A 14,038-nucleotide genomic window follows, 5' to 3' on the forward strand; every position below is an offset into this window, starting at 1 on the left:
CTCGGCGTCGGCGTCACCCAGCCCCAGATCGATGCCGTGGAGCGTGGCGATTACGGCGATGAAGCCTTCAGTGCGGCGGAACGGGCTCTGCTGGCTTTCGGCCGCGAGGTCACCGAAAATGTCCGGGTGCCGGAGCCGGTCTTCTCGAGCGTGCGCCGGCATCTCAGCGAACAGGAAATCGTCGAGGCCATCGTCGCCATCGGGTTTTACATGATGATGGCGCGGCTGACCGAGGCGACCGAGACCGATCTCGATCCGGCCGCCGGCATGCGCGTCTACGACAGCGGCAAGACGCGCAGCGCCTGAGCGGAACTCAGGAATCCAGCAGCGGAGCTATGCCATGAGCCTGTTATTCGGCAAGGTGTGCCAGAACGGCTATGTCGTTCGCGACATCGAAAAGGCGATGAAGTTCTGGACCGGGGTGATGCGGGTCGGCCCGTTCTTCTACATCCCCAGGGTCAAGACAGACTGGTTTCGCTATCGCGGCGTCGAGTCGGCGGTGGAGATGAGCATCGCGCTGGCCAATTCCGGCGACCTGCAGATCGAACTGATCCAGCAGCGCAACGACGCGCCGTCGATGTATCTCGATCACCTCAGGGACTACGGCGAGGGCATGCAGCACATGTCGTACTGGAGCAACGACTATCAGGCGCTGTACGACCGCGCGCTCGCCGCAGGCTTCGTTATTGGCCATGAGGGCCAGATCGGCGGCGCGCAGGGGCGGTTCGCCTATTTTGAAAGCGCGGGACATCCGGGAACGGTGATCGAAATATCGGACATCAGCGGCGGCAAGGGCCGCTTCTTCGGCCACATCAGGAAAGCCGCCGCGAACTGGGACGGCAGCGACCCGGTGCGGGTGATCGAGAGCTAGGAATTCGAATGGCGAATGCGGGTAGCGAGCTTGTAGCCCGGATGGAGCGCAGCGTAATCCGGGGCCGCGTGCTGCAAATTCCCGGATTTCGCTTCGCTCCATCCGGGCTACGAGCGCGAGGCTATTCCTGCGGTTCGGAAAATACCTCGCCCGAGGCGTCGATGCGCAGCCAGCCGGAGGGGGCGAGGCGCTGCTGCGGCAGGAAGCGGCCCTTGTAGTCCATCTTCTTGGAGCCCTCGATCCAGTAGCCGAGATAGACGTAAGGCAGCCCCAGCCTGCGGGCGCGGGCGATATGGTCGAGGATCATGAAGCTGCCGAGCGAGCGGCTTTCCTCTGAGGGCTCGAAGAACGAATACACCATCGACAGCCCGTCGCTGAGCACGTCGGTCAGCGCCACCGCCACCAGTTCCTGGCCGCGGCCGGTGATGCCGGTATCGACGCCGCGCTTGCGGTATTCGATGATGCGGGTTTCGACATGGCTGTCCTCGACCATCATGGCGTAGTCGAGCACGGTCATGTCGGCCATGCCGCCATGGCGGTGCCGGGCGTCGAGATAGGCGCGAAACACGGAATACTGCTCGGAGGTCGGTACCGCGCTGCGTTGTTCGCCCGCGATGTCAGCGTTGCGGGCCATGATCTTGCGGAAATTGCGCGAGGGCCGGAACTCGTTGGCGACGACGCGGACCGAAACGCAGGCGCGGCACTGGTCGCAGGCAGGACGATAGGCGATCGACTGGCTGCGCCGGAACCCGCCATGGGTGAGCAGATCGTTGAGATCGCCGGCCTTGTCGCCGACCAGATGCGTGAACACCTTGCGTTCGTGCCGGCCCGGCAGATAGGGGCAGGGCGAGGGCGCCGTCAGGTAGAACTGCGGGGTGTCACGCGAGTGCTGGGTCACGTTGTGTCGTCAGGCCTCCGAAGCAGCAGGACGGAGCATCGCGCCGCGGAGGCCAACCGTCAATCGGTCGCGGCTCAAAATGTACGCGCCGTCTGCCCGGCGGGGTGACGGACCGAACTGTTGATGACCACGGTTCCGAGCACGATATCGTGCAGCAGCCGCCTTCGGCCGTTGAACAGGCCGACCAGCAGGACCAGCGGCGTCAGGAACGAGATCGATATCCAGAACAGCACGGCATGCATGGCGCCCAGCACGAAGTAGCCCGGCGCGCCGGTCCAGGTGCGCAGTTCCAGATCCATCACGCGCATGCCCAGGGTGGCCGAATGCGGCCCGCCGATCGTTGCGCCGTAATAGACCACCGCCCAGACCACCGTGGCCGGCCATGCCAGCCAGAACAGCGCCCAGCCGAGCCCGAGGGTGATGATGCCGAACACCGCGATGAACAGGTAGCCCAGGACCACCGGGACCGTCAGCACCACGAGGTCGATCAGGAACGCGAATACGCGCCGCGTCAGCACGCCGCGAAACAATTCCGGCTCCTGCTCGGGATCGAAGGCAGGGGGTTGCGCCCCGCCACCGCTGCGCCAGGTACCGCCGCCATTGCCAGCGTCGCCGCCATTACCCGAACCGTAGTAAGACATGTCCGTCCTCCAGACCGTGCATTCCCGCAACAGGACATGGGAACCGGTGGCGCGGGTGCAAGACCTCGCACATTAACAAGCGGCAATCTTGAACAGGCGGCAATCTTGCGACGGTTTGCCAGCGTTCGTCATTCCGGGGCGATGCGAAGCATCGAACCCGGGCTCTCGAGATTCCCCGATGTGCAATGGCACCTCTGAGGTTCGCGTCTTCGACGCGTCCCGGAATGACAACGCTTACCCCTGCTTCAGCTTCTCCGCCGCCTGGGGCGCGAAGTAGGTCAAAATGCCGTCGGCGCCGGCGCGCTTGAAGCCGAGCAGGCTTTCCATCATCGCCCGCTCGCCGTCGATCCAGCCGTTGTTGGCGGCGGCGGCGATCATCGCGTATTCGCCGGACACCTGGTACACGAAGGTCGGCATCGCGAAGGTGTCCTTGACGCGCCGGACGATGTCGAGATAGGGCATCCCCGGCTTCACCATCACCATGTCGGCGCCCTCGGCGATGTCGAGTTCGACCTCGCGCAGTGCCTCGTCGGAATTGGCGGAGTCCATCTGGTAGGTGCGCTTGTCGCCGGTCAGCGCCTTCGCCGAACCGATGGCGTCGCGGAACGGACCGTAGAAGGCGGAGGCGTATTTCGCCGCATAGGACATGATCTGCACGTCGAGGAAGCCGGCATCGTCGAGCCCCTCGCGGATGGCGCCGACGCGGCCGTCCATCATGTCGGAGGGCGCGATGATGTCGCAGCCGGCTTCCGCCTGCACCAGCGCCTGGCGCACCAGCACCGCGACGGTTTCGTCATTGAGGATGCGGCCGTCCCGGATCAGGCCGTCATGGCCGTGGCTGGTGAAGGGATCGAGCGCGACGTCGCAGAGCACGCCGAGATCGGGAAACTCCTTCTTGATGGCGCGCACCGACTGGCAGACCAGGTTGTCGGCATTCAGCGCTTCGGAGCCGTGCTCGTCGCGCAGGGAAGGCTCGGTGTAGGGGAACAGCGCGATGCAGGGGATGTTCAGCTTCATCGCGCGCTCGGCGTCACGCACCGCCTGATCGACGCTGAGACGGTCGACGCCCGGCATCGAGGCGACCGGCGCGCGCGTGTTGTGGCCGTCGACCACGAACAGCGGCCAGATCAGGTCGTCCGCGGTCAGCGCATTTTCCCGCACCAGCCGCCGCGCCCATTCCGCCTTGCGGTTGCGGCGCGGGCGAACCACGAGGTCGAGCGAGGAGGCGGCGAGGGCGGCTTCCCGGCGCGGCGCGTCGCGCATTTCGATCGGACGGCCGAATTTGATCGCCATGGGTGGGGCACTCCTGAAAGCGGCACTGGATTGGTTCCAATCCTAACATCTTGCCGGCCTTGCGTCATGGCCATCTTGACCTGCCGCAAATCGGCCGGCGGCCGGCCTGGCGGATTGATTTTGCCGCGCCGAGGGGCCAAGAGTCGTCCGGAGTCGGTCCATAGTCGGTCCATGAACGCGCATTCTCCCCTCACGAACGGCACGCCGCATGTCTGAAACCCCATCGCGCGACCAGCCGCGCGACAATGCGATGTCGGTGGCGGCGATCTCGTCGCAGCGAATCGAGTCCGACGAGAATGTGTGGACCCGGCGGCTGGTGTTCTTCCTGCGCATCATGGCCGTCGTGTCGGTGGCCAAGGGGCTCTATCACTGGGCCCAGGTCACCGGCTTCATCGGCGGCGAGGACGAGGCGTTCGAGAACCAGCCGATGGCGTGGCAGACTGCCACGGTCTATTTCGCCGTGATCGAACTGGTCGCCGCGGTCGGGCTGTGGCTGGCGACGCCGTGGGGTGCCGTGGTGTGGCTGACCACCGTGGTGTCGATGGCGGTGATCGAACTGATGTTTCCGGGAATCTATGGCGGCAGCCTCACGGTGGTGGGGCTGGAAGCCTTGATGCTGGCGGCGTATCTCGCGCTGGCGTGGATGGCCGCGCGCGAACGGCCGCCATAGCGAGAGAATAAATTCGCGAGGCGTGCATGAAAAGGCGCGCCATCGCCTAAAATTTTCGGGAATTTTTGCGGTAACTTTTGAGTCACCCTAACGCTGCGGTCACACCTGTTACGCAGTCGTTTCGAATTTGAACGATCCTGTTCCCATATGCGACACAACGCGCCAACGAAGCGTGAACAGCGGCCATCCAGCGTTATCGAAAGGTTGCGAGAAGTCCTTTATTGGCGGGCTTAATCCGCGATTCACTGTCTTAAATTCATGATCTCTTTATTGTCTTATTTAAGCGGATCTTCAAACCGGCCCCTTAAGTTGTGGCTATCAGGCGGGACACAAGTTTCGTCGAATAAGTCGATAAAAACGACAGCAGGGGAAGTGTCATGATGAAAGCCGTTGCAACGGTGGCCGAAACCACCGAACGCGCTCCGGGCCAGGCTCCGGTGCAGCCGCTCTACCTCGAAGCCTTGACGTTGGTGGAGCGGCTGCATCGCCGGCTGCTCGACGTGATCAAGGATGAATTCGATCGCCGCGGCCGTGCCGATATCAACTCGGTGCAGGCGCTGTTGCTCTACAACATCGGCGACAAGGAACTGACCGCGGGCGAACTGCGCACGCGCGGTTATTACCTCGGCTCCAATGTTTCCTACAATCTGAAGAAGCTGGTCGAACTCGGCTTCCTCGATCATCAGCGTTCGCGCGTCGACCGCCGCTCGGTTCGCATCCGCCTCACGCCGCAGGGCCAGGAAATCCGCAAGATCGTCGACGCGCTCTATCAGAAGCACGTCAAGACGGTGGAGCAGGTCGGCGGCATCTCGAACGAGGAATTCGCGACCCTGAACAAGTCGCTGCACCGGCTCGAGCGGTTCTGGACCGACCAGATCCTGTATCGGCTCTGAGACTTATTCGACTGCGAGATCAGGCCAAGCCGGCGTCCGAAAAGACCGGCGGCAACTAAACCAGCGACTTCCCCTGAAGCGCATCGGCCCGGATTCCCGGACCGGTGCGTTTTGTTTTTGCAGGTTTTTTTGGCGCCGCCCGGGCAGGTTTCCCGCAATGGAACTTTTTCGCCGCGCCGGGCTTATTGCTGGTGTCGGAGGACGGGCGATGCTGGTCGAGCGCGGATTGCAGGTGATGAATGTCGAGGTGGTCGGCGATGCCTATGCCATCGCCGCCAACTATCTGCGGCGCTCCGGCACCATCCCCGACACGCTCGCCACCAACGACCGGCTGCTGGAAATCATCGTTTCGATGTTCCAGCGCGGCGAATTCAACCGGCTTCGCCTCGCCAACAAGGCGATCGTGAAGTTCGAAGCCGCCACATCAGTTTGACGGACAGCCAGGAGAGCCCCATGGAACCCGCCATCGACCGCATCATGATGACCTACGATCTCCTGGTGAACCGCACCGCGGCCGCCAGCGCCGAAGCGCGTGCCAAGGTGACGGACTATCTCGCGACGCTGATGGAAGCCGGCGAGAAGGATACACACCGGCTGACCGTGTGCGGGCTGACGTATCTGCGCGAGCTCGATGGATCGAGCGATCCGGTGAAGGCGGGATTTACGGGGATGTAGGAAGGGCGCATCGCGACGACGACCGTCGTACGCATTGCTGACAACACGGGGAGCCGATACATCTCGGGGCAATCAATGATCCCGAGGAAACCCCATGCTCACCCTGCATCACCTCAACGACTCCCGCTCGCAACGCATCCTCTGGCTGCTGGAAGAGCTTGGGTCTCCCTATGAAATCAAGCGCTACCAGCGCGACGCCACCACGCGGCTGGCGCCGCCGGAATTGACCGCGGTGCATCCGCTAGGCAAGTCGCCCGTCATCACCGATGGCGGCGTCACCATCGCGGAGTCGGGCGCGATCGTCGATTATCTCATCCGCACCTACGGCAACGGCGCGATGATGCCGGCGCCTGATGGGGCCGACTACGAAATCTACAATGAGTGGCTGCATTATGCCGAGGGCTCGGCGATGCTGCCGCTGATGTTGAATCTGTATGTGTCCAGGCTGAAGGAAGCCGGCGCGCCCTTGCATCCGCGGATCGACAGCGAGTTGAAAAACCATCTCGGTTATGTGGACGGCGCGCTGAAGGGCAGGGAATTCTTCGTCGGCAACGCGCTCAGCGGCGCGGATATCCAGATGAGTTTTGTCGGCGAAATGGCAAAAGTGTTCGACAGGCTCGCGCCGTACCCGAATCTCGCGGCGTGGCTGACGCGGATGCATGCGCGGCCGGCCTTCCAGCGCTCGGTCGAGAAGGGCGGGGCGTACCGGTTTGCGAAATAGCGCGTGAGCGTCATTCCGGGGCGATGCGCAGCATCGAACCCGGAATCTCGATTCCGGGTCTGGTCCTGCGGACCATCCCGGAATGACGCAGGGAGCGCCGCAGGGACGTGTCCCCGCCACCTCCATCCCCCCACCATATCTTGCACAAATACCAGCCATCTACCGCAAGCGCTTGGCCGCCGCCGCCTGATATGGTATCCCGCACGCGCCGCTTTCGATCGCCACACGTGACCGGCCGCACCTCAGCTAACAGGTTGCGGCGGTGGAGATATTTCGCCGATGAGCCCGTCCTCGACCAGTGCCGGCGCCGCCGACAAGTCCGCTTCCGCGCCCGACTCGTTCTTTACCGCCACCCTCGAACAGGCCGATCCCGAGATCGCCGCCGCGATCAAGGGTGAGCTCGGCCGCCAGCGCCATGAGGTCGAGCTGATCGCCTCCGAAAATATCGTCAGCCGCGCGGTGCTGGAAGCCCAGGGCTCGGTGATGACCAACAAATATGCCGAGGGCTATCCGGGCAACCGCTATTATGGCGGCTGCGAATGGGTCGATGTCGCGGAAACGCTGGCGATCGACCGGGCGAAAAAGCTGTTCGGCGCCGGCTTTGCCAATGTGCAGCCTAATTCCGGCAGCCAGATGAACCAGGCGGTGTTTCTGGCGCTGCTGCAGCCCGGCGACACCTTCATGGGCCTCGACCTCGCCGCCGGCGGCCATCTCACCCATGGTTCGCCCGTCAACATGTCCGGCAAATGGTTCAAGGCCTCGCACTACACGGTGCGGCGCGAGGACCAGATCATCGACATGGATGCGGTGGCAAAGCAGGCAGAGGAGGTGCGGCCCAAGTTGATCATCGCCGGCGGCTCGGCCTATTCGCGCGCCTGGGATTTCAAGCGGTTTCGCGAGATCGCCGATTCGATCGGCGCCTATCTCCTGGTCGACATGGCGCATTTCGCCGGCCTCGTCGCCGGTGGGGCGCATGCCTCGCCGGTGCCGTACGCCCATGTCACCACCACGACCACGCATAAGTCGCTGCGCGGCCCGCGCGGCGGCCTGATCCTGTGCAACGACGAGGCGCTGGCCAAGAAGCTGAATTCGGCGATCTTCCCGGGGTTGCAGGGCGGCCCGCTGATGCATGTGATCGCGGCCAAGGCCGTCGCCTTCGCCGAGGCGCTGCGTCCGGATTTCAAGATCTACGCCAGGAACGTGGTCGAAAACGCCAAGGCGCTGGCGGAAACGCTGCGCGCACAGGGATTTGACATCGTCTCGGGCGGTACCGACAACCATTTGATGCTGGTGGACCTGCGGCCGAAGGGCCTCAAGGGCAACGTCTCGGAAAAGGCGCTGGTCCGCGCCGCCATCACCTGCAACAAGAACGGCATCCCGTTCGATCCGGAAAAGCCGTTCGTCACCTCGGGCCTTCGCCTCGGCACGCCGGCGGCGACCACCCGCGGGTTCGGCGTCGCCGAATTCAAGCAGGTCGGCATGATGATATCGGAAGTGCTCAACGCCATCGCGCAGTCGGAAGCCGGATCGGCGCCGATGGTGGAAGCCGCGATCAAGGAACGGGTCAAGGCGCTCACCGACCGCTTCCCGATCTACCAGTAAGGTCCTAGCCGGATGCGATGTCCCAGCTGCAACAGTCTCGATACGCAGGTGAAGGATTCGCGTCCGACCGAGGATTCCGCCGTGATCCGGCGGCGCCGGGTCTGCGTCGCCTGCAACTTCCGTTTCACCACTTTCGAGCGGGTGCAGTTGCGCGAACTCACCGTGATCAAGCGCAACGGCCGCCGGGTGCCGTTCGACCGCGACAAGCTGGTGCGTTCGTTGCAGATCTCCTTGCGCAAGCGCCCGGTCGATCCGGAAAGGGTCGAGAAGATGGTGTCGGCCATCGTGCGCGAGCTCGAGAGCGGCGGCGAGGCCGAGATTTCGTCGGAGGCGATCGGCGAGATCGTGATGGAGCATCTGCGCCAGCTCGACGACGTCGCCTATGTCCGCTTCGCCTCGGTCTACCGCAACTTTCGCGAGGCCAAGGACTTCGAAACCGTGCTCGGCGAGCTCTCCGGCGACGACGAAGCGCGGCTCGCCACGTTACGCAAATGATCTTCCGCATCCTGGAAGACCAGTACGCGCAGAAGTCGAGGGATTCAAAAGCCGCGGATCAGCGCTTCATGGCGCTGGCGCTGTCGCTCGGCCGGCGCGGGCAGGGCCGCACCTGGCCCAATCCGGCGGTCGGCGCGGTCGTGGTCAGGGACGGCGTCATCGTCGGCCGCGGCTGGACCCAACCCGGCGGCCGCCCGCACGCCGAGCCCGAGGCATTGGCGCGTGCCGGCGAGGCCGCGCGCGGCGCCACGCTCTATGTGACGCTGGAGCCGTGCGCGCATTTCGGGAAATCGCCGCCCTGTGCCGATGCGGTGATCGCAGCCGGAATTGTCCGCGTCGTGTCGGCGATCGAGGACCCCAATCCGGAAGTGGCCGGGCAGGGCCACGCCAGGCTGCGCGTCGCCGGCATCACGGTCGATATCGGGCCGGGGGCTGTGGAAGCCGCTTACGATCATGCCGGGCATTTCCGGCGCATTCGCGACCGGCGTCCCCACGTGATCCTCAAATTGGCGGTATCGCCCGACGACAGGATCGCCGCCGCCGGCCACAGGCCGGTTGCGATCACCGGCGAAGCCGCCAGGTCGCGGGTGCATCTCTTGCGCGCGCAATGCGACGCCATCCTGGTCGGGATCGGCACCGTGCTGTCGGACGATCCGATGCTGACCTGCCGGCTGCCGGGCATGGAAGCACGCTCGCCGGTGCGGGTGGTGCTGGACCGCGCGCTGCGCATTCCCGGTGCCAGCAAGCTGGTTCACTCCGCGCGCGAAACGCCGCTCTGGGTGATGACCTCGAACCTTTCGGAAGCGCCCGCTGCCATGAAGCTGGGCGCGGCCGGCGCGCAGGTGATCCGCGTGCCCGTTACAACCAGCCCGCCGCCAGGGCTCGATCTCACCGCCGCGCTGCAGGCGCTGGCCGGGAAGGGCATCACGAGGCTGCTGGTCGAGGGCGGCGCCCGCATCGCGTCGTCCTTTGTCGCAGCCGGCCTGGTCGACGAGGTCTGGCTGCTGCGCGGCGCTACCCCGGTGGGCGCTGACGGCATCCCCGCGCTGGGGGCAATGCCGCTCTCCGCCATCACCCGGTCGCCCGCGTTCAAGCTACGTGCTAGCGAAACGCTGCAAAACGACACATTGACCATTTACGAGCGCACCTGATGATCCGCCTATTGGGAAGCAATGCCGACGGATATCGCCGTTTCACCTCTCCCATAGGGAGAGGTCGGATCGCGCCAGCGATCCGGGTGAGGGGTTTCGCGCCACCGATAGACCGTACCCCCTCACCCCGACCCTCTCCCCATGGGAGAGGGGGCCGCACTTGCCTTGCGGCGAGATCGAGTGCTGCAACAGGCATGGGCAAAATCTAGATGTTTACCGGCATAGTCACAGACATCGGCGAGATCGTCAGCCTGACACCCACGGCGCAGGGCCAGTTGCATCGCTTGCGCATCGCCTGCCGCTTCGACCGATCCACCATCGCCGACGGCGCATCGATCGCCTGCAATGGCGTCTGCCTCACGGTGGTCGCCTCCGGCGTCGCGGCCGGCAAGACCTGGTTCGACGTCGACGCCGCCGCGGAGACGCTTGCCATGACCACGGCAAAGCACTGGGCAACCGGCACCAGGCTCAATCTGGAACGGGCCCTGAAGATCGGTGACGAACTCGGCGGCCATATCGTTGCCGGACATGCCGACGGCATCGCCACCATTACCAGGCGCGACGATCTGCCCGATATGGCGCGGTTCGAGTTCTCCACCACGAGGGAACTGGCGCGCTTCATCGCGACCAAGGGATCGGTGACGCTGGATGGCGTGTCGCTGACCGTGAATACCGTCGATGATGTGGCGTTTTCGGTGCTGATCATTCCGCATACGCTCAAGGTCACCACGCTCGGCGGCTGGCGCGCCGGGACCGAGGTCAATCTCGAGGTCGACCTGATGGCGCGCTACGCCGCGCGGTTGTCGGAAATGAAGTGACGGCATAGCCGTCATTCCGGGGCGATGCGTCAGCATCGAACCCGGAATCTCGAGATTCCGGGTCTGGTCCTTCGGACCATCCCGGAATGACTGCGACTTAAAACTTGGCTTAGTCTCTCGCGACGCCTACAAACCACCACAACCCACTGCATCGAGAGAACAGAGAATGGCGGACGCGCGGCGCGCACAGTTGAAGGACCAGACCGACATATCGGGCGCACGCGCGCTGATCGTCGAGGCGCGCTTCTATGACGACATCCAGGATGCGTTGCTGGAGGGCGCGGTCGCCGAGTTGAAGGCGGCCGGCGTCAGCCACGAGGTGATCACGGTGCCCGGTGCGCTGGAAATCCCCGCCGCCATCGCGATCGCGCTCGATGCCGCCGAGAAAAATGGCAAACCCTATGATGCGGCGATCGCGCTCGGCTGCGTGGTCCGCGGCGACACCATCCATTTCGAGATCGTGTCGATGGAATCCTCGCGGGCGCTGATGGACCTCGCGGTGAACAGGAAATTTCCGCTCGGCAACGGCATCATCACCGTCAACACCGACGCGCAGGCCTGGGCGCGGGCGCGCGCCAGCGAACTCAACAAGGGCGGCGACGCCGCGCGCGCGGCATTGGCGATGCTGCGGATCAAGCGCCGGCTGGCAAAGGCCTGATCATGGCAGAGAACAAAAGGCCTGCGCCGGCCAAAGGCTCCGACAACAAGGGGCCCGACAAAAAGGCCAACCGGCGCGGCGCGGCACGGCTCGCCGCGGTGCAGGCGCTCTATCAGATGGACATCGGCGGCGCCGGCCTCAACGACATTTTTGCGGAGTTCGAGAGCCACTGGCTCGGCAACGAGGTCGAGGGCGACACCTATTTGCCGGCCGAGGCCGCGTTCTTCAAGGACGTCGTTGCCGGCGTGGTGCGCGACCAGGCCAGACTCGATCCCGTGATCGACGAGGCGCTTTCCAGGGGCTGGCCGTTGAAGCGGATCGACGCCATTTTGCGCGCGGTGTTGCGGGCCGGGGCCTACGAGCTCGAGCATCGCAAGGACGTGCCCGGCCGCGTCGTGGTGTCGGAATATGTCGATGTCGCGCACGCCTTCGTCGAGTCCGAGGAGACCGGCATGGTGAACGCGGTGCTCGACCAGATCGCCCGTCAGTTTCGCGCCGACGAGTTTTCGCGGGGGTAGGTAGGGATGGGCGCTCGCCGCACATTCTGTTGTCATCACCCGCGAAAGCGGGTGACCCAGTACGCCGCGGCTTCTCGATTGGTCGCTGGCTTCTCTGGAATACGGGGTCGCCCGGTCAAGCCGGGCGATGACGGGCGGGGGGTTGGTGGCGCACCATGACCGATCCCAAGCAGTCATCCGGTGAAGACACGCTGATCGCACGCTACTTCAGGCCGCTCGCGACCGATCCCGGGGCGTTCGGTCTGGTCGATGACGCGGCGATCCTGCGGGCCGGCGGCGACGAGATCGTGGTGACCGCCGACGCCATTGTCGAGGGCGTCCATTTTCTCGCCGATGATCCCCCGGACACAATCGCGCGCAAGGCGCTGCGGGTAAACCTGTCCGACCTCGCGGCCAAGGGGGCGCTGCCCGCGGGCTTCGTGCTGACGCTGGCGCTGCGCGCCCACGACGATGGCTGGCTGGCGCCGGTCGCGCGCGCGCTTGGCGAGGATGCCAGCCTGTTCGGCTGCCCGCTGCTCGGCGGCGATACGGTGTCGACGCCGGGGCCGCTGATGATCTCGGTCGCCGCGTTCGGACGGGTCGCGCCCGGCAAGATGGTCCGCCGCGGCGGCGCTGCGTCCGGCGACCTCATCGTCGTGACCGGAACGATCGGCGACGCCGCGCTGGGTCTGGCCATCCTGAAAGGCGGCGCGGTGGCTACGGCGCTGGCGCAGGACGCCGCGGCAAGCCGGCTGCTGGTCGACCGCTACCGCGTGCCGCAGCCGCGCAACGTCCTGGCGGAAGCGGTCCGCGACCACGCCAGCGCGGCGATGGACGTGTCCGACGGTCTGGCCGGGGATCTCGCCAAGCTGTGCGCGGCGTCGCAGGTATCCGCCGTCATCGACAGCAAGAGCGTGCCGCTGTCGGCGGCTGCCGCGACGGCGCTGGCGCGCGGCGCGGTCGGCATCGAGGCGATCGTGTCCGGCGGCGACGATTACGAGATTTTATGTGCGATCCCGGAGGCCCACTTTGCGGCTTTCGCGCAAGCGGCCGGGCTGGCCGGGGTGGCTGTGACCTCGATCGGAACGGTGACCGCCGGGGTGTCGGCCCCGCGATTCCTCGACGCGCAGGGCAGGGAGATCGCGCTGAAGCGGCTGTCCTACAGCCATTTCTAGAATTCCCGAAAAATCCCCCGGTTTGGACGCAAATACCTGCTGGAATTGTTGGTTTTGGCCTTCCGTAGCGTTGCGCAGGGGATACGATTTTGGCATGGTCCCGCCGATTTAAGGCCACCCTTTGGGCAGGGCGGGCCTTCTTTTTAGACGCCCGCCGCTCCCGCGGCGCGGTGTGGGTAGATCCAGGATCTGAGGCAAATTCAATGACAGTATTATGGGCGATTGTGCTCTGCGGAGCGCTTTCCATCGTTTACGCCATCTGGGCGACGGCATCGGTGATGAAGGCCGATGCCGGCAATCCGCGAATGCAGGAAATCGCGGCCGCGGTGCGTGAAGGCGCGCAGGCCTATCTGAAGCGACAATACATGACGATCAGCATCGTCGGCGTCGTGATTTTCGTGCTGCTGGCTTACTTCCTCGGCATGAAGGTGGCGATCGGCTTCCTGATCGGCGCGGTGCTGTCGGGCGCTGCCGGCTTCATCGGCATGAACGTCTCGGTCCGCGCCAATGTGCGCACCGCGCAGGCCGCCACCACCTCGCTGGCCGGCGGACTTGAACTCGCCTTCAAGGCCGGCGCCATCACCGGCATGCTGGTCGCGGGTCTGGCGCTGCTCGGCGTCACCATCTACTTCGCCTATCTCACCCAGGTCCTGGGCCTCAAGGCCAACGATCGCGTCGTGGTCGATTCGCTGGTGGCGCTCGGCTTCGGCGCGTCGCTGATCTCGATCTTCGCCCGTCTCGGCGGCGGCATCTTCACCAAGGGCGCCGACGTCGGCGGCGATCTCGTCGGCAAGGTCGAAGCCGGCATTCCCGAGGACGATCCGCGCAACCCGGCCACCATCGCCGACAACGTCGGCGACAATGTCGGCGATTGCGCCGGCATGGCGGCCGATCTGTTCGAAACCTATGTCGTCACCGTCGGCGCGACGATGGTCCTGATCGCGCTGCTGCTCGGCACCTCCGCCAATCTGATCGATCTG

General features: G+C 64.9%; 18 protein-coding genes. 15 read left to right on the forward strand and 3 right to left on the reverse strand.

Features of this window, described 5'->3' with window-relative positions:
• Together Q8R73_RS25195 and Q8R73_RS25200 are read left to right on the forward strand one after the other, a co-directional pair.
• The coding region (locus Q8R73_RS25195) for a carboxymuconolactone decarboxylase family protein (RefSeq protein WP_371126173.1) at positions 1–306 on the forward strand (306 nt) is incomplete at its 5' end.
• 34 nt (positions 307–340) lie between these two features.
• Entirely contained in the window at positions 341–871 is a 531-nt protein-coding gene (locus Q8R73_RS25200; protein WP_305722257.1) for a VOC family protein, read from the forward strand.
• A gap of 121 nt (positions 872–992) precedes the next feature.
• Here the strand turns inward: Q8R73_RS25200 and Q8R73_RS25205 are convergent, their stop codons facing one another.
• The 3 genes from Q8R73_RS25205 to hemB form a co-directional block, all read right to left on the reverse strand.
• A complete protein-coding gene (locus tag Q8R73_RS25205) occupies positions 993–1,769 on the reverse strand; it encodes an arginyltransferase (protein ID WP_305722258.1) in 777 nt (258 codons plus the stop codon).
• Positions 1,770–1,843: 74 nt separating this feature from the next.
• Entirely contained in the window at positions 1,844–2,410 is a 567-nt protein-coding gene (locus Q8R73_RS25210; RefSeq protein WP_305722259.1) for an RDD family protein, read from the reverse strand.
• A gap of 234 nt (positions 2,411–2,644) precedes the next feature.
• Complete coding sequence (gene hemB / locus Q8R73_RS25215) at positions 2,645–3,703, reverse strand: porphobilinogen synthase (protein WP_305722260.1); 1,059 nt, start codon at positions 3,701–3,703, stop codon at positions 2,645–2,647.
• 208 nt (positions 3,704–3,911) lie between these two features.
• Here hemB and Q8R73_RS25220 point away from each other — a divergent pair, with 208 nt between their 5' ends.
• The 13 genes from Q8R73_RS25220 to Q8R73_RS25280 form a co-directional block, all read left to right on the forward strand.
• A complete protein-coding gene (locus tag Q8R73_RS25220; protein WP_305722261.1) occupies positions 3,912–4,373 on the forward strand; it encodes a DUF6163 family protein in 462 nt (153 codons plus the stop codon).
• A gap of 377 nt (positions 4,374–4,750) precedes the next feature.
• Complete coding sequence (gene ldtR, locus Q8R73_RS25225) at positions 4,751–5,266, forward strand: transcriptional regulator LdtR (RefSeq protein ID WP_304872372.1); 516 nt, start codon at positions 4,751–4,753, stop codon at positions 5,264–5,266.
• Positions 5,267–5,474: 208 nt separating this feature from the next.
• Positions 5,475–5,699 (forward strand): hypothetical protein, encoded by a 225-nt coding sequence (locus tag Q8R73_RS25230; RefSeq protein ID WP_305722262.1) that lies wholly within the window; start codon positions 5,475–5,477, stop codon positions 5,697–5,699.
• 20 nt (positions 5,700–5,719) lie between these two features.
• Positions 5,720–5,941 carry a hypothetical protein gene (locus tag Q8R73_RS25235; RefSeq protein ID WP_305722263.1) on the forward strand — a complete coding sequence of 74 codons (222 nt, stop codon included), beginning with the start codon at positions 5,720–5,722 and terminating at the stop codon, positions 5,939–5,941.
• Positions 5,942–6,035: 94 nt separating this feature from the next.
• Positions 6,036–6,662 (forward strand): glutathione S-transferase family protein, encoded by a 627-nt coding sequence (locus Q8R73_RS25240; RefSeq protein ID WP_305722264.1) that lies wholly within the window; start codon positions 6,036–6,038, stop codon positions 6,660–6,662.
• Between the two features lie 279 nt (positions 6,663–6,941).
• Complete coding sequence (gene glyA, locus Q8R73_RS25245) at positions 6,942–8,264, forward strand: serine hydroxymethyltransferase (protein ID WP_305722265.1); 1,323 nt, start codon at positions 6,942–6,944, stop codon at positions 8,262–8,264.
• A 12-nt stretch (positions 8,265–8,276) separates the two neighbouring features.
• Entirely contained in the window at positions 8,277–8,759 is a 483-nt protein-coding gene (gene nrdR / locus Q8R73_RS25250) for a transcriptional regulator NrdR (protein WP_291865374.1), read from the forward strand.
• Positions 8,756–9,910 carry a bifunctional diaminohydroxyphosphoribosylaminopyrimidine deaminase/5-amino-6-(5-phosphoribosylamino)uracil reductase RibD gene (gene ribD, locus Q8R73_RS25255; RefSeq protein WP_305722266.1) on the forward strand — a complete coding sequence of 385 codons (1,155 nt, stop codon included), beginning with the start codon at positions 8,756–8,758 and terminating at the stop codon, positions 9,908–9,910. The genes nrdR and ribD overlap by 4 nt, the downstream gene beginning before the upstream one ends.
• A 209-nt stretch (positions 9,911–10,119) precedes the next feature.
• Positions 10,120–10,728, forward strand: a complete 609-nt coding sequence (locus Q8R73_RS25260) for a riboflavin synthase (protein ID WP_305722267.1) — start codon at positions 10,120–10,122, stop codon at positions 10,726–10,728.
• Positions 10,729–10,894: 166 nt separating this feature from the next.
• Positions 10,895–11,386, forward strand: coding sequence for a 6,7-dimethyl-8-ribityllumazine synthase (gene ribH / locus Q8R73_RS25265; RefSeq protein WP_305722268.1), 492 nt, complete (start codon positions 10,895–10,897; stop codon positions 11,384–11,386).
• A gap of 2 nt (positions 11,387–11,388) precedes the next feature.
• The gene (gene nusB / locus Q8R73_RS25270; RefSeq protein WP_305722269.1) at positions 11,389–11,904 is read left to right on the forward strand and encodes a transcription antitermination factor NusB; all 516 of its coding nucleotides are present in this window, start codon (positions 11,389–11,391) and stop codon (positions 11,902–11,904) included.
• A 155-nt stretch (positions 11,905–12,059) separates the two neighbouring features.
• Positions 12,060–13,058: a thiamine-phosphate kinase gene (gene thiL, locus Q8R73_RS25275; RefSeq protein WP_305722270.1), complete on the forward strand. Its 999-nt coding sequence runs from the start codon at positions 12,060–12,062 to the stop codon at positions 13,056–13,058.
• Positions 13,059–13,261: 203 nt separating this feature from the next.
• Positions 13,262–14,038, forward strand: a 777-nt coding sequence (locus Q8R73_RS25280) for a sodium/proton-translocating pyrophosphatase (protein ID WP_305722271.1), incomplete at its 3' end; no start/stop codon positions are given.

The organism is Bradyrhizobium sp. (assembly GCF_030697065.1).
Classification (GTDB): Bacteria; Pseudomonadota; Alphaproteobacteria; order Rhizobiales; family Xanthobacteraceae; genus Bradyrhizobium.